The 17,013-nt window shown below is 65.8% G+C and carries 12 protein-coding genes and 1 pseudogene; 6 read left to right on the top strand and 7 right to left on the bottom strand.

Going from position 1 to position 17,013, the window contains the following annotated elements; translation table 11 throughout:
* Positions 1-4 precede the first annotated feature (4 nt).
* Positions 5-754, top strand: coding sequence for an aspartate/glutamate racemase family protein (locus MMSR116_RS06175; protein ID WP_039892811.1), 750 nt, complete (start codon positions 5-7; stop codon positions 752-754).
* Between the two features lie 10 nt (positions 755-764).
* Here MMSR116_RS06175 and MMSR116_RS06170 read toward each other — a convergent pair whose 3' ends face one another.
* Positions 765-1,499: a maleate cis-trans isomerase family protein gene (locus tag MMSR116_RS06170; RefSeq protein WP_010683287.1), complete on the bottom strand. Its 735-nt coding sequence runs from the start codon at positions 1,497-1,499 to the stop codon at positions 765-767.
* Between the two features lie 134 nt (positions 1,500-1,633).
* On the opposite strand from MMSR116_RS06170, the gene MMSR116_RS06165 reads away from it, so the two are divergent.
* On the top strand, positions 1,634-2,161 hold the full coding sequence (locus tag MMSR116_RS06165) for a hypothetical protein (RefSeq protein ID WP_010683286.1): 528 nt from the start codon (positions 1,634-1,636) through the stop codon (positions 2,159-2,161).
* A 1,286-nt stretch (positions 2,162-3,447) separates the two neighbouring features.
* Here the strand turns inward: MMSR116_RS06165 and MMSR116_RS06160 are convergent.
* Positions 3,448-4,179 carry a hypothetical protein gene (locus tag MMSR116_RS06160; RefSeq protein ID WP_039892808.1) on the bottom strand — a complete coding sequence of 244 codons (732 nt, stop codon included), beginning with the start codon at positions 4,177-4,179 and terminating at the stop codon, positions 3,448-3,450.
* Between the two features lie 113 nt (positions 4,180-4,292).
* Between MMSR116_RS06160 and MMSR116_RS06155 the strand changes: the two genes are divergently transcribed.
* Complete coding sequence (locus MMSR116_RS06155; protein WP_010683282.1) at positions 4,293-4,598, top strand: hypothetical protein; 306 nt, start codon at positions 4,293-4,295, stop codon at positions 4,596-4,598.
* A 52-nt stretch (positions 4,599-4,650) separates the two neighbouring features.
* Here MMSR116_RS06155 and MMSR116_RS06150 read toward each other — a convergent pair whose 3' ends face one another.
* The gene (locus MMSR116_RS06150; RefSeq protein WP_010683281.1) at positions 4,651-6,966 is read right to left on the bottom strand and encodes a DUF3987 domain-containing protein; all 2,316 of its coding nucleotides are present in this window, start codon (positions 6,964-6,966) and stop codon (positions 4,651-4,653) included.
* Positions 6,967-7,779: 813 nt separating this feature from the next.
* Here MMSR116_RS06150 and MMSR116_RS06145 point away from each other — a divergent pair.
* The 3 genes from MMSR116_RS06145 to MMSR116_RS06135 are packed head-to-tail and all read left to right on the top strand — an operon-like array spanning position 7,780 to position 12,202.
* Complete coding sequence (locus MMSR116_RS06145; protein ID WP_010683280.1) at positions 7,780-10,707, top strand: response regulator; 2,928 nt, start codon at positions 7,780-7,782, stop codon at positions 10,705-10,707.
* A 49-nt stretch (positions 10,708-10,756) separates the two neighbouring features.
* Entirely contained in the window at positions 10,757-11,116 is a 360-nt protein-coding gene (locus MMSR116_RS06140; protein WP_010683279.1) for a response regulator, read from the top strand.
* Positions 11,117-11,155: 39 nt separating this feature from the next.
* Complete coding sequence (locus MMSR116_RS06135) at positions 11,156-12,202, top strand: adenylate/guanylate cyclase domain-containing protein (protein ID WP_010683278.1); 1,047 nt, start codon at positions 11,156-11,158, stop codon at positions 12,200-12,202.
* Positions 12,203-13,106: 904 nt separating this feature from the next.
* Here MMSR116_RS06135 and MMSR116_RS06130 read toward each other — a convergent pair.
* The 4 genes and pseudogenes from MMSR116_RS06130 to MMSR116_RS06115 all read right to left on the bottom strand — a co-directional run.
* The gene (locus MMSR116_RS06130) at positions 13,107-13,391 is read right to left on the bottom strand and encodes a hypothetical protein (RefSeq protein WP_010683276.1); all 285 of its coding nucleotides are present in this window, start codon (positions 13,389-13,391) and stop codon (positions 13,107-13,109) included.
* 1,040 nt (positions 13,392-14,431) lie between these two features.
* A complete protein-coding gene (locus tag MMSR116_RS06125; protein ID WP_039892805.1) occupies positions 14,432-14,656 on the bottom strand; it encodes a hypothetical protein in 225 nt (74 codons plus the stop codon).
* A 431-nt stretch (positions 14,657-15,087) separates the two neighbouring features.
* Positions 15,088-15,867, bottom strand: coding sequence for a sugar transferase (locus MMSR116_RS06120; RefSeq protein WP_010683272.1), 780 nt, complete (start codon positions 15,865-15,867; stop codon positions 15,088-15,090).
* Between the two features lie 704 nt (positions 15,868-16,571).
* Positions 16,572-16,892: pseudogene (locus tag MMSR116_RS06115) on the bottom strand (molybdopterin-dependent oxidoreductase); the annotation flags it as partial.
* Positions 16,893-17,013 lie beyond the last annotated feature (121 nt).

Below are 17,013 nucleotides of genomic sequence, written 5' to 3'. Positions count from 1 at the left end.
CGGCGTGCGGCTCCTCCTTATCAACCCGAACACCTCGGCCGCGATGACGGCCCGCATGGAGCAGGAAGCGGCGGCCGCGCTCGCTCCCGACGTGACGCTCACCGGGCTGACGGCCGCCCGGGGCCTGCCCTACATCGCGAGCCGCGCGGAGGCGCAGCTCGCCGGTGGAGCGGTGCTGGAGACCCTGGCCGAGCATCAAGCCGGCTACGACGCCGCCGTGATCGCGGCCTTCGGGGATCCCGGGCTGATCGCGGCGCGGGAGCTGTTCGACCTGCCCGTCGTCGGCATGGCCGAGGCCGCGATGCTAACCGCCTGCCTGCTCGGCCAGCGCTTCGGCCTCGTGACTTTTTCGGGCACGCTGCTGCCCTGGTACGAAGATGCCGTTGCCCTCTCCGGCCTCTCGGCCCGCTGCGCCTGCGTCCGGGCGGTCGCGGCTGCGTTCCGCTCGGTCGCTGAGGTCCAGCACGAGTTCGAGGGCGAGATCGTCGCCCTGGCCAATCGAGCCGTCATCGAGGACGGAGCCGATACGGTGATCCTGGCCGGCGCCCCGCTGACCGGCCTTGCCGTGCGGGTCAGAGACGCGGTGCCCGTGCCGCTGATCGATCCGCTGGCGGCCGCCCTCGGTCAGGCGCAGGCAGTGGTCCGGCTCGGTGCGCGTCCGCCGCGTGCGGGCCGCTTCGCCCGGCCTCCGGCCAAGCCTGCCACCGGGCTGGCACCGGCGCTGCGGCGCTGGATCGAGCGGGACGACGGCTGATTGACGCCGCTCAGTGCGGCGCGAACAGGCTGCCCCAGCCGGTGATCCCTGCGGTATCCAGCCCGGCGAGGCCCATCGCCTTCCACAGGCTGACTGCCACGGAATCGTAGACCGGGATCCCGAGTTCTGCCTCCAGGGCGGGCGCGATGGCCGCCCCCGCGAGGTTGGTACAAACGATGGCGGCCGCCTCGGCGCCCTCGGCCGCCACGGCGCGGACCATCCCGGCGATCTCGACCTCGTCGGCCTCTGCGAAGGCAAAGTTCTCCGACAGGCCGAGATGCCGCTCGGCCGAGCAGTCGAGCCCCTCGACCTGCCAATTCGTTTGGATCTGCGCCTGGACGTCGCCCATATAGGGTGTCACCAGCCCGACGCGCGTGATCCCGCGCCTGCGGAATAGGTCGCGGAAGGCGAGCGCCGAGGTCGAGGCCGGCACGCCGGTCCGCTGCGTGATCGCCTCGGACAGGGCCGCATCGTTCGCAAAGCCGAGCCAGGCGCCCGCTGTGCCGTTCCACAGGATCGCGGCGACGCGGGCATCGGCCAGCAGCTCCGAGGCGGCCAGCATCGGCGCCTGATCGAACTGATCGCGTGCGGTCGACGATAGCCCGATCTGCGTCACCCGCAGGCGCGCGAAATGGGCGGTAATCCCGGGTTGCCCGACCAGCATGCGTGCCGTCATCGGCTCGAGGACGCTGTTCGAGGATGGCGTCAGCATTCCGAGCCTGACCGTCGACTGCGTGTCCACCATCCCTGTTGTCTCCCCTGCGCCTCGTTGCGAGCCAGGCCCTCGTCGGTGGCAAGGATCGTTCCGGCGGGGCGGCATGGTAGTGGCAGGGTGACGCCGTCGCGGTCCGCTCCGGACCCGCGCCGCGGGAGCGCAGTATGGCTACGGTATCGGCGATCGGTGCGGCGGCGCGTGCGCAGAGCGGCCGGGTGGAGGCGCTGGTCGCCGATCTCGCCCGGTGCGGCAGCACGGATCCCGGTTTCGCGCGGGCTCCCTACAGCGTGGAGGACATCGAGGCGCTCGCGGTGGCGACGCCCTGCACCGCTGATCTCGGCCGCGCGGTCGGGAGATATGTGGCCGCCAACACCAAAATGACCTGGAACGTGCACCGAACCTGGCGCGGTGCGGCTTGCAGGAACGGGGCCGGAATGCAGCTCAGGAAGGAGGCGCGTCAAAATCCGATCGATCTGACCGAGTCGAAGACCAGTGCTCACGAACTGACGGTCCGGGCTGGCTCGGCGCAATTTATCCGCTTCTGGGATGGCCGTGCAGTCACTTCCACGACCGGAATGGGCGCAAAGCCGAATGTCGGCTTGCGGGAAGCAGCCCAATGGCGGCTTACACTCGTTGCCGACCTACGCACGGTCAAGCTGATTGAATTTTATCCTCGGTCGACGGCGGTATGAACATGTTGATGGACACAGCATTCGATATTGAACAGCTGCTTGTATCGTCGTGCATGGAAAGCGCTGAGCACGAGCGTAAACCTCGACATTTCGGTCCGAGATGCCGAGTCCTGACATTTGGTGTCTAATTGCTTGATTCAGCTTCAGCCTCGCGCCTGAACAGCTCGACATCCTGCTATTTCATGAAATGAACAGGTCGTCTTCGTAATATACCGTCGGCTTCAGACGGTCAGCCTCACCGATTCGACCGTTGCTCTGGTATGTATGCGCTGAACCAGGCTTGACCTGGTCTCGGCCTCGCCTCGACGCCCGCGACTTCGTCACGGGCAGATCTTCCATTCCGATATTGTCAGACGATTCTATCAGATATCAACGTCTGGTTTGTTCGGAGGCATAGTTCACCCTGCTGGGGAAAACTATGCCTCCGGAGACTCTGCTTCGTCCCGATCGACATGCTTGATCAGCACACCCGGTGGGTAGGACAGGCCATTCGTGTTGCCCTTTTCTGTGCTCGTTCACTCAGCCGGTTAGGCGGAAACGGCGGTGGTCCCCCGGGCCGATCAAGGGACCTCGGAGGACGTGCTGGTCTCACTGCCAGCATCTTGGTCCTGAAAGGACCTTTCATAACAAAGAAGCCAGACACCCCGACCTGTATGGGAAGGTCGACGAGACGGTGGACTGAGATGGAGCCGCCACAAGCCCTGGGGTTCAGACCCAGTTTCTATGTAAAATCATGGGGCAAGTGGCCCGCTACCTATTTAGGCGGTGGCGTCGCTTCAACTGTCGGCCGCATACGATCTTCCGGTCTCGGCTTTCGCGAGGTACCCGGGGTTGCAGCTGCCGCTGCGCTTGATCTCGCGAACGCGTGTACGCTGCTGATGCTCTCGAGAGCCTCGGTGCAGCCCGGCCGTCAGACGGCGATGTTTGAAGGTGTGCACGCGCCAGAGGGCACGGTTGTGGCGAGCGGCAATATGCGCTGCCTTGCTTGAGGTTCGCGGAGCGCTCATCGCGCGCCACCCACGGTGAAGACCGATGCAGGCACAACCCGGTGCCCGATCGGGTCTGACCAGGTCCGTGCGAGGCCAAGGTTCGCACCGGTCCAATCGCCCTTCTGCCGGACCGACACATATTTGCTGAATGTTCCGGGACTTGCCAGCGATGCTAGAGGTCCCGGATCCGTGTGGAGCTTATCTTGCACTTCGCTTCTCCCGTCTTATGGACGGGTGCTGTGTAGGACCGAACCGGGGGGCGGAGGCCGACTTCGGCCAGGCGGGAAGCGATTTCGGTCAAGAGTCCTTCTGACCGGTCGTGACGAGGTAGCCGAACTCGTCGGCAGCCTCGGCCAGCCACTTGCGGATCGTATCCTCGTCCAGCTTAATGCCGACGCGGTCCAGATCGTCTTTGATCTCCCGGACGATAGATGTGCGCGCCCTTTGATGGTCGTAACTGTACGTCGCGGTTACCAGCCCGATCACGAGCTTTAGCAAGCTCTGTCTCGATTTCGAGTTCAAGTGATCGTCTTCTCGAGCTTGCGTGGCCTTCGCGGCCTTGTTGCTGGTCCTCACCGCCTTCTCGAGCTCTGGGTCGAACGACATCCCCTGTCTCTTCGCCCACTGGATAAACACTTCCGGTTCGTTAAATTCTTTCAGCTGACCCATGTGACGAGCGCGGATCGCCAAGCTCCTCCACTCGGCGTATCGCTTTTCGAAGGGGTGACCAGTGCCCTTCAAAGCCGGCCAATTCACCACTCGCGGTTCGCAACCGAAGGAGAGGGCGATAGCCTCCTCGACGGTCCAGCCTGCAGCCCTGCTCCAGTATTCACGATCGGATTGCGGATCTGTGCCATAGAACTCCTCACCCGTCATGTAAAAATAGGGATGGGACTCATCCCAGTAAAGACTTTCCATCTCACTGCCTCTCGTGTTTGTACCGGTATTCGTCGTAAAGTGCGAGCTAGTATTCCGCAAAAGCTGGAGCAGAGCAAGATAGAACATCGTTAACGTGTCGATGTTGATCATGACAGGACTTCGTCCGGCCCCGCCGGCGCAGACTCCTGATGATCATTGAAGCTCAGGCGACGGTGAGGTGCTGAAGTTCTTCAGAGCCTGAGGGTCTACCGACGGTCGGCGACATGCTGTGGCTCACTGAGCTGAAGGCCGTGACGGACGCCACGACGCTTTTGCACGCGGCAACCGAGAGCGTGCTGCAACCGGCCATTGAGCCCCGCCTCGAAGGGCAGATTGGCGCAGATCGCTTAGTGCATGACGCCGAGCACGTCCTGCGAGGCAATGGCTACCGCGAGCGGGCGCTCCCGGCCCTCGCCTCGATCGAAGCAGCCTTCGAAGGTAGAAGAACTTGCGACCCGAAGTACGCGGATTTGCAGGTACCTCTTGCGACATCCGCGACGGTTGCGACACTTCGGCTGCTCAGAGGGTGAAATGTCGCAAATGTCGCTTCCGTCGCAGAGGAGACTTGTCAGGGCGGATGCCTCATGGGCTGTCAGCTTCATTCTCGAGGTGCGCTCGGAAGGTGCAGGGTCGGCGGCTGACTTCCTCCACCCGTCCGTGCTGTTGCAGAATGGCGAGTGCTGCCTCTGCCTCCTTCTTCGTCCGCGTGGCGCTCGGGCCGAGGCGCAGGATGTCGCGTAGTAGGCAAGTACCGCTGGGTTGATCCTGCATCCAGCTGAGGAGCGCCTGAGCCTGCAACAGCTTCGGGTCAGTCCGGTTCGCGCCAAGAAGGCGCAAGACCTCTCCGAGGTACCACGTCGCCAAGTGGACAGCAGCATCCATAGCCCCGGACGGGATCTCAACCGCGCGCTCGTCATCGACGATGGTGAGCACGCCAGCGATCCGAGCCGCGTGCTCCGCGGCCTTCGTGGCGAAGTCGCAGACCGGGCGCAGATCGCCCTGTTGGCCGCATCGTTCCTCAACTCGGTCGTGGAACTGTCGCCAGCTAGCCTCGGCTTCCGGTCCCATTACCAACTCGCGTGGCTGAAGACCTTGGGTCCGGTTGACGACAATCGGCCAGCCCTCCAGCAGGTCGAGGATCCGAGCACGATAGCAGCCGATCTGCTCGGCGTCGGCTTCCGATGGGGAACGATAACGACGCGTGCCGGCGATGCTGTCGGGCGCGGCCACAAGTACCCGGCCCAGCAATCCCTGGTCGCGCAACACCGGATCGGACAGGAAGGCGGCCGCGGCCCGCGGCTGCACCATCAAGTTCATGGTGAGACGGCGGCCCCTCAGGCTTGACACGCCATCGAGCGCGCGGATGCGGGCAAGGGGTTTGGCGTCCCAGAGAGCTGAGAAACCGGCGCCGGTGCGCAGCCGGTTCTCCTGGGCCATGCTGTGACCACCGATGAACTGCCCACCCTCGGCGCTGAACACGCCCTGAGCCGGCGGAAGGCTGGACCAGCTCTTTACCAGTCCCTCAAGCGTCGGCTCTGCCGAGATCAGCACCGGCCGGATCGGCGGCTGCGGTTCCGGTCCGAGCGCCGCAAGGCGCGCCTTCCGGTCCTCGAACCGGAGATTGCGCTCGCCCTCGATCTTCTTTTTCTCGGCAGACCAGGCCGCGTGAGCGACGAGCCAGTCCTGGTGATCACGGCCGTGCTGCTCCTGCAGTGACTCCTCACGCCTCGCGATGGGCCAGAGCGCCTCATTGTCGGTTGTGCTCTTCCGGTCACCCGACGAGGCGATACTGAGGAGATAGAGGCTGAGGGGACGGGATTGGCCGTAAGGCATCAGCACATCGGCGTAAGCCTGGGCTGCAAGCGCAGCTGTGGCGAGGACCGATTGTGCGGCGAGTGCGACGGGCGCTTGGACCTTCCTGGCAATCGCACTGGCGGCCTCGCCGAGGATCGGGCCGAGAGCGTGGACCGGGTACGGCTCGGCGGCCGGCAAAGGTGGGAATAGCGGCAGGCGTTCCACCTGGTGGGTCTGAGCCGATGTCACGGACGCATCAGACAGGACCGCATAATTGAGCGGCGGAGCTGCCTCGCTGAGCTCTGCAAGCTGGTCCGCCGTGCCGCCGGCCTCGATCCAGTCGTAGGCATCGCCCTTGTACGGGAGATGGGGCAATTCGAGCACGCGAACCGAAGCCGCGAGCCCCGTGAGCGTCGCCACGACCTGATCCTTATGCATCCCACCTGCCTCATCATTGTCGGGCAGGATGACGACGTGGGCGCCGCAGAAGGTTTGCGAATACTCGGGCAGCCACTTGCCGGCTCCCATCGGGCTGCACGTCGCCGTGACACCGATCCCGGCGAGGGCGTCTACGGCCTTTTCGCCCTCGGCAATGTAGACAACACGATCTTTGGCAACGGCGTCGATCACCTCTGCGAGGCGGTAAACGAGGCGCTCGGCATCCCTCAGGCCCCAAATCCATCCGTCCTGAGATGCTGGATCAGGGCGGCGCTGGCGGAAATCCTTCGGATCATAGCGCACGACTTGAAAGGATACTTGCCCTGCCGCGTCATTGTAATTGTAGGTCGCGACGATCCGTGGTCGGCCGTCGTGGTGCGGCTTGACCCGGTCATTCCCAACCTCGGCCAGGTCGAAGCCCTGCTCGCGCAGCCACGCGATCGCGTCTCCCCCAGCCAATCCTTTCACGGCCTTGATGAGGTCGAGGACACCACCGCCCGTGTTTGCCTCGTGGTCGTGATATACGCCGCGATGGCGGTCGACACATAGCGATCCGCGTGTTCTGAAGCGGAGCTCGCGACCGCGGCTAAGACGAGCATTCGGCTCGCCGAGGAGGATCCTAGCGACCGGTTCCATCAATGACGCGTAGGTGCCCGCGCGGCTCATCGTGCCGGCTCCTCTAAGCGACGGACGAGGGCCATCAGGACCCAAGCCTGACCGGGGCTGAGCGTGTGATCCTGAGCGAAGTGACAGACCACTGGGGTAGGGGAGGGGGGACCGCCGGTCGGCATTCCCACGCTAACCCTTTGATCTTTCATAGCCGCTTTTCTCCTTGGTCGGAGAAAAAGCTCAGTCTTTTCAAAGAGGTCGTTAGGACTCTTAATCAGCGGGTCCTAGGTTCGAACCCTAGTGCGCCCACCAAGCAAATCCCTCCCCAACAATCCGGCGCTGTCGATGGTTCGATCTGTCGCCTGAGGCGGATCCGAACCGCGATCGAGCCCCGTTACCGGCGGTCCAGTGGTCGGTGGCACGCCGTCCGACGTCGCCCCGGGGTCGAGCGCTTGGAGAAGGTCGCGTGTCGTCGCCGGGTCATCCGCCGCACGCTTCACTCAGCCATCAGCTCCTCCGTTTCAGCGAGGACAGCAACAAGGCGCACCGCCGCCGCGGCTCGCCTGCGGTCCGGATGCGATCTCGGGCGGCACGTCTGCCCTCGCGAGTTGCGCCGCACGATGGACGTCACGATGCGCGTCAGGATGGTCGGGGCATGCGGTACAGTCCTCGGCTGAGCTGACGCGACATACGACGGTTACAGGCCGTCGTGACGAACACCTTTTCGAAGATCTCCCGTTCGCTTGATCCGCAATATAGACCGTGCAACGGTGAAAACTGATAAATCGGAGATGGACGGCGCGGCGCATGTCGGTTCGGGGCGGCCGGCGAAGAGACCGGCGCGACGCTCCGAAAGGGTTGGTCCGATCGATGTCCCAAGCTCAGACCGGATCGTCCCCGGAGCAGCCCCCCGGCGTCGGCGGCTCCGAAGCCCGCGATGGAGAACGTCTCGAGGCGGCCGGCGTCGCCAAGGGGACGCTGATCGAAGCGATCGAGAGCAGCTCGGAAGGCTTCGCGCTGTTCGATTCCGACGATCGGCTCGTCCTCAGCAACGATCACTTCCGGGATTTCCATCCGCGGCTGGAGGCGGTGATCGGCCCGGGCGCGACCTTTCAGGCGATCGCCCGCGCCGCCGCCGAACGCTGCATCGAGCGGCCCGACGGCGTGACCGTCGAGGCGTGGCTCGCAGAACGGATGTCCCATTTCCACGCGCCGAGCGGTCCGCTCCTCCAGCAGCGGACCGACGGGCGCTGGGTCCAGGTCAACGAGCGCAAGACCAACGACGGCGGGGTGGTCGCCGTCTACACGGACGTGACTGAGATCAAGCGCGCTGAGCAGACTCTGCGCACGACGCAGGGCCGGCTGACCTACCTCCTGACCGCGTCCCCCTCGATGATCTGCAGCTTCGAGGTGGGCGGACGGAACGCGCCGACCTTCATCAGCGAGAATGTGCGCGATCTGCTCGGCTACGAGCCCGATGATTATCTGGCCGGGCCGGAGTTCTGGTTGGACCGCCTCCATCCCGAGGATCGGGACCGGGTGCTGTCCGAGTTTCCGAACCTGCTCCGACAGGGACACAACGTTATCGAGTACCGGTTCCTGCGCGCGGACGGCACCTACCGCTGGGTGCGGGACGAGCAGCGCCTCCTGCGGGATCCGAATGGAGAGCCGGTCGAAGTCGTCGAGTCGTGGAGCGACATCACCGCCCGCAAGGAGGCCGAACTGGCGCTGCAGAAGCAGACCGGGTTCGTCGAGTTGCTGCAGGCCGCTGCGACGGCCGCCAATGAGGCATCCACGGTCGAGGACGCCATCGGTTTCTGCCTGGACCGCGTCGCGCATCACACCGGTTGGCCCCTCGGACACGCCTACATCGTCGCCGCCGACGGCAGCGGCACGCTGGTCCCGACCGGCCTCTGGCATTGCGACGCCCCGGGCCGGTTCGGCCACTTCCGCGCCGCGACGAACGGGACGGCGCTCCGGACCGGGGCGGGACCTGCCGGCCGCGTCCTGCTGTCGGGACAGCCGGAATGGAACCTCGACGTACAGGCCGACCTCGACGACCCGCGCGCGGCCGCGGCGGCGGCGGACGGCGTCCGGGCCGGCTTCGGCTTTCCCGTGACGGTCGGGCGCGAGGTCGTGGCCGCCCTGGAGTTCTTCGCCTGCGACGCGGAACCACCGGACCCGGCCCTCCTCAAGGTGATGATCAACATCGGCGCGCAGCTCGGGCGGGTCGTCGAGCGCCAGCGCGCCGAGGAGGCCCTGCGGCAGGCCAAGGAGGCCGCGGAAGACGCGAGCCGCGCCAAGAGCAGCTTCCTCGCCAATATGAGCCATGAGCTGCGCACGCCGCTCAACGCCATCATCGGCTTCACCCGGCTCGTGATGCGGCGGGCCAAGGATGTCCTGCCCGTCAAGCAGTTCGAAAATCTCGAGAAGATCCTGGCGAGTTCGGAGCACCTGCTCTCGCTGATCAACAGCATCCTCGACCTCGCCAAGGTCGAGGCGGGGCGCATGGAGGTGAAGCCGTCGGAGTTCGCCCTGGCGCCGGTGCTCGACCTCTGCCTGAGGACGGTCGAGCCGCTGATCAAGAACGAGGGCGTGCGTCTCCTTCGGGACGTCGCGGATCCGTCGGCCACGCTCCGCACGGACGAGGAGAAGCTGCGGCAGATCCTGATCAATCTCCTGAGCAACGCGATCAAGTTCACGGAGGCCGGTTCGGTCACGCTCCGCGTCCGCCCGGCGGGCGAGCATATCGAGTTCGCGGTCGCCGATACCGGCATCGGTATCCCCGCGGCGGCGCTCTCCGCGATCTTCGAGGAGTTCCACCAGGTCGACAACAGCGCGACGCGGTCCCACAGCGGGACCGGCCTCGGCCTCGCGATCAGTCATCGGCTCGCCCGTCTGCTCGGCGGCCGGATCGAGGTCGAGAGCCGGGAGGGACAGGGCTCGACCTTCACGCTCAGCATTCCGGCGCGGATCACCGGGACGTCCGAGACGGCGCTGCCCGCGCCGAAGCCGATGCCCGCCCCGCCTCCCGTGCCCCGATCGGGCGCCAAGGTGGTGCTCGCGATCGATGACGATCCGAACGTCGTGTACCTGCTGCAGGAAAATCTCGCCGATGCCGGTTACACCGTCGTCGGCGCGTCGAGCGGCCAGGATGGCCTGCGGATGGCACGGACGCTGCAGCCGCGGGCGATCACGCTGGACATCATGATGCCCGGCACGGATGGCTGGCAGGTGCTGCACGCGCTCAAGACCGATCCGCAGACCCGGGAAATCCCCGTGGTCCTGATCTCGATCGTCGATCAGAAGGAACTTGGCTTTCGGCTCGGGGCCACCGACTACATCGTCAAGCCGTTCGAGCGGGAGGCGTTGATCGGCGCCCTGGCACGCATCGCCCCCGACAACGAGCGCATCCTGGTGATCGACGACGATCCCAACGTGCCCGACCTCGTCCGGCAGCTGCTCGATCCCGAGCACTGCACCGTCGATTGGGTGGCGGACGGCCAAGCGGGCCTCGAGCGCATCGCGCAGGCCCGGCCGAGCGTGATCCTGCTCGACCTGCTCATGCCCCGGATGGACGGCCTCACCTTCCTCGACGCCCTCCAGGCGGATCCCGTGGCGCGCACCATCCCCGTCGTCGTCCTGACAGCCGCGTCCCTCGATTCCGGAGAGCGCGAGATGCTGCGGGAGCGCGTCCTTGGCTTGATCGACAAGCAGGGCCTCGACCGTGCCGCCCTGGTCCGGGAGGTCCAGCGCGTGCTTCCGCTGCCGGGATCCGAGGCGCTCGACGGTCGATGAGCGATCCGGAGCGACACGCGCGGCGGAGTGCCCGCTCTGAGGACACCCGATGAAGCGCATCCTCATCGTCGAAGACGTCGCGCTCAATCGCGATCTGCTGACGCAGCTTCTGGAGGACGATTACGAGATCCTCATCGCCGTCGACGGCGCCGCGGGTGTCGCGATGGCGGTGGCGGACAGTCCCGATCTGATCCTCATGGACCTGTCGCTGCCGCTCGTGGATGGCTGGGAGGCGACGCGCCGCATCAAGGCGAACGCGGACACCGCCCGCATCCCGGTCGTGGCGATCACCGCCAACGCGATGAGCGGCGACGAGGAGCGGGCGAAGGCGGCCGGCTGCGACGACTTCATGACGAAGCCCATCGACGAGGACCTGCTGTTTGCCAAGCTGCACCGGTGGCTCGGCTGAGTTCGGCCGGCTCGGATCCGGCCGGAGAGAGGAACACACGTGGAGCCAGCGCGCATCCTCATCGTCGACGACGAGCCGTTCAACCTGGATCTCTTGGAGCAGGAGCTGGAGCTGCTCGGTCACACGAGCATCCGCGCCGCCAACGGCCTTGCCGCGCTGGACCGGCTGAACGAGACCCCGTTCGATCTGGTCCTGCTCGACGTGATGATGCCGGCCCTGGACGGCTACGCCGTGCTCGAACGGATGAAGGCCCATGACGCGTGGCGCCATACCCCGGTGGTGATGATCTCCGCTCTGGTGGAAATCGGCAGCATCGTCCGTTGCATCGAACTCGGGGCCGAGGATTACCTGCCCAAGCCGTTCGAGCCGGTGCTCCTCGAGGCGCGTATCCGCTCCTGCCTGGAGCGCAAGCGCTTCCACGATCGGGAGATGGCGCATCTGCGCACCATCGAGCGCGAGCGCAGCCGTGCCGACGAATTGCTTCACGCCATCCTGCCAGTCTCCGCGGTAGCGGAGTTGATGGAGACGGGACAGGTCAAGCCGCGCCTGTTCGACGACGTGGCGGTCCTGTTCATCGATCTCGTCGGCTTCACGGCCTGGTGCCACCGCCAGACACCGGACACGGTCGTCGCCGAGATCCATCGCTTGGCGGAGGCGTTCGAAATCGCCGCACAGGCGCACGGGCTGGAGAACATCAAGACGATCGGCGATGCCTTCATGGCCACCGCCAACCTGCTGCGACCGCACGCGGATCCCGTCGAGGCGGCGATCCGCTGCGCCAGCGACATGGTGGGCGTTGCGGCTGCCGGTGCACCGGGCTGGCGGATCCGCGCGGGGATCCACATCGGCTCGGTGGTCGGCGGCATTGTCGGCCGAACCAAGTACACCTTCGATCTCTGGGGGGACACGGTCAACGTCGCCGCCCGTCTCTCGGGCCTTGGCGACGGGTGCACGCTTCACCTGTCGCGCGAGGCATTCGCGCGGCTGGCGGAACCGAGGTCGGTCAAGCCCATCGGTCAGGTTGCGCTGAGGGGGAAGGGCGAGATCGACGTCTACTGCTATCCGCTTGCCGGACAGGTCGTGTGATCCGGCGCTGAAGGGGCGGCCGCGGGTTCTGGTGGTCGGGCCGGCGAGGCGGGAAACGATCGTTGGGACGCACTGGAGCTATCCGGCGCGATCATGCGCGTGCCCCACCGTCGCGGGCATCGCGGAGGACGGGGTCGACGGCATCTCGGCAGCGCCAAATCGCCGGGACACGACACGGACCGCGCCGTTGGTCGGCGCGCTCAGTGCCGCCGTTGCCGTGCGAGCGAAGGGCCACGGTCCGGAGCCAAGCCTCGCCTGACGAAGGGACCTTCGGCTCCGTCCCGCGGCCAATCGCTCTCTCAAGCTTATAGCGTCGCGAGCTTCTGCCGTTCGGGCTCCCTCCGGAAGACCACGGCGATTGCCGAGCCGGAGCCGACCGCGCCGTCGGAGGCGTCCAGTTCGTGGCGGACTTCGGCTATCTCGTAGACAGAGTACTGGCCTGGAAAGACGAAGACGTCGCCCGCTCGCGGCATCGTCGGAAAATCGTGCTCCGACGGTATCGCGTCATCGTCGCAAATGACTTGGCAGCGTACGGGCATAGGCTTCACCTCGCTACGGCCAAGATAGATGGTGCAGACGAACCGTCGCGATAGCTCCTGCATCGTGGGGCAAACATATCGGCCGCCATGTCTCGTGAAGCTCTCGGAAAAGTTATCCGAAGCCAGCCAATACAGTGGCAACACTAGTAGAAAACGACCGACTTGGTATGAATGGTCCATCGGCTGGAACGTCCGATGATGTCGTGTTGAGCCGACCTGCAGGCGCGGTCCTGCCGCTTGTCCCGCTTTGAATTGGCGAACGCCATGAACCCGGCGCCCCGCCGCATGCCGCTCAGCCCGTCCGCGACCGCGCGCTGGAATGGGGCCGGCCGGCACCGGGCTGGCACCGGGTCGCATCGCGAAACTCAGGCGTCAGGCTCGGTCGGCTCGACGCTGGACTGCAATGCGCCGCCTGCCGGCAGATCGGTCGCGCCATGTCTGGAGCCGCCGGGCGAGTCAGCCTCGGCTCTGGATCGCGATAGGTGCGGATTCGTGGCGCGTCGCTGTGCGGCCGCCAGATCGCGCTGGGTCGGGATGGGCCGCCACGCCGCCGCGGGGGTGCCCAGACGAAGGGCAGTCGGCGACCGCGTCAGCCAGAAGGCCAGCAGCGCCCAGGGAACGACGAAGACGACGAACGCGGTCAGACCCATGGCCATTCTCCTTTCGTGAGCCGTAGATCCGTGGGGAACGTCCTCGGGTCGATCCTTGATCCGGGCCACCGGAATGTCGCGCGCCGGAACGGGCCTGTGTCCCTATCCGACGCCGGGTCGCTCGCAGGGTAAACGAACCATTCACCAACTGTGCGCAATTGCACGGGATCGCGTGATCCTGCCGGCACCCGTCAGCGTTCTTCCAGCACATTTACCGGAGGCGCACGACCATGCTGATCCTGAATCCCCTGACCGGTCAGTTGGTCGAGGTGCGCGTGCCGCGACCCGGCACCAAGGCTCCGTGCGATCGGTCGAACGGCGACGCACACGCCGTGTCGCCCCCTTCTCGCGCTCCGGCGCGTCCCACCAGTCGTTGAACGTCTGAATTCGAAATCCTGAGCTGCTATACTTGCCAATACACCACGATCTGTGATTCTTCTCAATTAATGCCAGACTTGAAGCGCTGCACCACAGCGCCGTGCTGTCTCCGCCTGCGAACAACCGCCGTGGCGGCGCCATCGAGCGGACCAGAGCACTCCGCATCAGACGCTGCCGGATCGCGGGACGCGACTCTCTTATCAGCATTTGCGACACGATTGATGATCGCGGCGAAGAATACTGCTTGGCTTGAAAGCCGATCCGATCGAACGCGGCTGTGAACTGTGACGCCGGCCAAGATTAAAGACACGGAGCCCTGCCTAAAAATTAAGCGTTCGATCTCCACTAACGAGCCGGCCGTCTGACACTACATGAACCCCTGAGACCCGTGAGCAAGCTTTTCGCGATAATGCTCAGCTTCGACGCGCGCACGATCGCGTCCATCGTTTCAAGACGGGAGGATCATGTTCTGGGCTGCCGTGATCACCGCCTTCTACGTCGTCGGGCTCCTCGTGTTCTGGACGCTGTGCCGCACGGCGCCGATCATGCGCGAGGAGGATGATGAGCTATCGCACCCCGCGATAAACGCGGAGGAGCCGTTACCGGAGGATCGAAGCTTCTCCGAGCCTCAGGCATCCGTCAGCGCCGGAGCGGCCCGCCGCTCAGAACCGATTGCCACCGACGGCACCGCCGCGCTGGATGCGCCGGGAGACCCAGCACCACACCCTGTCCGGCATCCAATACACATGCGCGGCCACGACCACCGCAGCCATCAGGATCAGGAAGAGATAGGCTGCCACGTTCAGCAGTAGCCCGGGCGGCAGATCGGGCTCGGCCCGGTCGTACCAGAGTGGGTCGAAACGCCCGTGATAATCGTCCTCGTCCACGGTAAGACCCTCTTCACCGCCGAGATCGTGCCCGGCGATCGAGCTTAGCAAATCATTTACCAGACCCGTTGTCACGCAATGGGACAAGGCTGTTCACGGATCGCTGCGATGCGTTGTACTGAGCGCCCCCGGAACCCTGCTGGATCCTGAAGGCGCGGCCTCCGCATCGGTCGTGCGGTGCAATCACGCCCGGCACCCCGGAGGCTCCCGCGGCGACGCCATGGGGTCGAGAGAGGGCCTCCGATCCGGTCGCCGCGCAGGTGAACGCAGCCGACCGATCGTGGAGAGCGCTCGCGCGGGTCGGCGCCGCTTCACATCCCGTGCGTGATACCGGTCCGGCGGCCTGCGACACCCGCCCGGCCGCGTGATCAGCCTGGATCTTCCATGCAGCCGTGAAGTCCCGGGATTGCCGGGCGACCTGCGGCGCGGGCTCAGCGGCTTCCGCGTTGGGCGAGGACGGCCGGGATGGTGCGCAGCATGATGACGAGGTCGCGGCGCAGGCTCCAGCGGGTGGCGTAGTCGAGATCCAGCGCGACGCGCTCGGCGTAGGTCGTGTCGGAGCGGCCCGAGACCTGCCACAGCCCGGTCACGCCCGGCGGCACGGCGAAGCAGGTGGCGAACGCCCGGCCGTAGCGGGCCACCTCCGCCGGAACGATCGGCCGCGGGCCGACCAGGCTCATCTCGCCGCGCAGCACGTTCCAGAGCTGGGGCAGCTCGTCCAGCGAGGTCTTGCGCAGCACCTGGCCGATCGCGGTCACGCGCGGATCGTCGGTGAGCTTGTGGGTCTCCGCCCACTCGGTGCGCGCCCGCGGGTTGGCAGACAGATGGGCCGCCAGCACCGCCTCGCCGTTGGTGACCATCGAGCGGAACTTCAGGCAGCCGAAGCGGCGCCCGTCCCGGCCCAGGCGCATGTGGCGGTAGATCGGCGGCTTGCGGTCGCCGGCCCAGACCATCAGGGCGATCAGCAAAAGGAGCGGCAGCAGCAGGAACAGAGCCGTGGCCGCCACACTCACGTCGAGGCTGCGCTTGGTCGCCCAGTCCAGGCGCAGCCCCCGCGCCACGAACGGCGTCTCCGGCAGAACCGCCCCCGCCACGATCTCCGCCGCCTCGCTCACTTGGCCAACCACCTGCTCGGCCGCGTCAGCCATGTCGGACTGACGCTGCGGCGCGGGAAATCCGGCGGAAGCGGGAGGCTCGACACGGGTCAGCACGGTCTCAGCTCCTATGATGAGGCCAATGGCGAGCGGTTAACGATTGCTTATCGCAGCGGTCATAACCTGCAATAACAGTCTCCGCAACACAATATGTTGGCTGTTTACACGCACTCAGGCAGGCTAGGCGTACGTAGTTTGGATGATGAAAGTTGGGCCTCAGACGCGGGACGCTGACCGCGCGGCCTCAACGCTCAGTATTTTCTACTCAACTGCGTCGGATCTGATAACGCGACGAGGAATGTCGGAGTTATGCAGTCGAGACGCCTACTACGCGTGAACCGGGTGGTGGCGGCGGAGGTGAGACCGCCGGCACCGGTGAGCGACGCGAAGCACGATGCTCGATGCGGCACCGCGCCTAAGAACGGCTGAGCTGCTCAAAGCGTTTCACGACGAAATAGAGTTTTTATTAACTGCCTTCGACAGGCCCCGATTGAGCGCCTCCCGCAGGTAGGGCGTCTACGGTCGACGGGCAGGCCGAACCCGCCGGACAGGGCGGCTCATCGAAGATCAACCGGCCGTTTTCCAGATCCTGTTGCTTCGACGCATCGATCCGCCTCGCCCGTTCACGCAACCTCGCCTTAGAATCGGGCTGAGCGGCGGCCGGCAGGTCCCTTCGTCAGCAGTATCTGGCGGAGCGGGTTCGGCTCGACCTCGCTGTCGTTACGGCCTCGGCTCTGCTGCGGCCAACACTCTCGAACCCCGAGGCGCAAGCTGGTCCAGCGAGCGTCACCCATGGCATCGTTGGCGAGCTGGCCGCCGGCGATGCGCGGCTCGGAGAAGCCGCGGGAATTGCCCGCGCACGGATTGACCGCCACGATCTCGGTCTGCGGCAGCGCCTTGAGGTCGGCGTGCGACAGGGAGAGCGGGCGCTCGACCTGCCCGATCACCGCGACGCGAAAGGCCTGCGGGTCGATCTCGGTCGGGATGTCGGCGAGGTGATAGTGCACGAAGACCGCGTTGTTCGGCGTGATCGCGCCCTTGTCGAGGACCGCGAACGGCGTCTCTAGTTTCGGTGGGCGCGCGGCACGCCTCTGACGGCGGCAGGGGCGGCGAGCCCGATCAGCCGCATGAAGCCTCGCCTTCCGCGACCGATCTTCGCGCGCTCACCGTCACCACAGCCACAATCGATTGCGGCGTGACCGC

This window comes from Methylobacterium mesophilicum SR1.6/6 (assembly GCF_000364445.2).
Classification (GTDB): Bacteria; Pseudomonadota; Alphaproteobacteria; order Rhizobiales; family Beijerinckiaceae; genus Methylobacterium; species Methylobacterium mesophilicum_A.
This window is presented reverse-complemented; position numbering and strand designations above follow the sequence as displayed.

What these genes read in the sequence shown, in the direction of transcription:
- MMSR116_RS06170 (WP_010683287.1), bottom strand. Translation starts at nt 1,499, where the DNA reads ATGGTGGACACGCAGTCGACGGTCAGGCTCGGAATGCTGACGCCATCC.
- MMSR116_RS06160 (WP_039892808.1), bottom strand. Translation starts at nt 4,179, where the DNA reads ATGATCAACATCGACACGTTAACGATGTTCTATCTTGCTCTGCTCCAG.
- MMSR116_RS06165 (WP_010683286.1), top strand. Translation starts at nt 1,634, where the DNA reads ATGGCTACGGTATCGGCGATCGGTGCGGCGGCGCGTGCGCAGAGCGGC.
- MMSR116_RS06155 (WP_010683282.1), top strand. Translation starts at nt 4,293, where the DNA reads ATGCTGTGGCTCACTGAGCTGAAGGCCGTGACGGACGCCACGACGCTT.
- MMSR116_RS06150 (WP_010683281.1), bottom strand. Translation starts at nt 6,966, where the DNA reads ATGAGCCGCGCGGGCACCTACGCGTCATTGATGGAACCGGTCGCTAGG.
- MMSR116_RS06140 (WP_010683279.1), top strand. Translation starts at nt 10,757, where the DNA reads ATGAAGCGCATCCTCATCGTCGAAGACGTCGCGCTCAATCGCGATCTG.
- MMSR116_RS06145 (WP_010683280.1), top strand. Translation starts at nt 7,780, where the DNA reads ATGTCCCAAGCTCAGACCGGATCGTCCCCGGAGCAGCCCCCCGGCGTC.
- MMSR116_RS06130 (WP_010683276.1), bottom strand. Translation starts at nt 13,391, where the DNA reads ATGGGTCTGACCGCGTTCGTCGTCTTCGTCGTTCCCTGGGCGCTGCTG.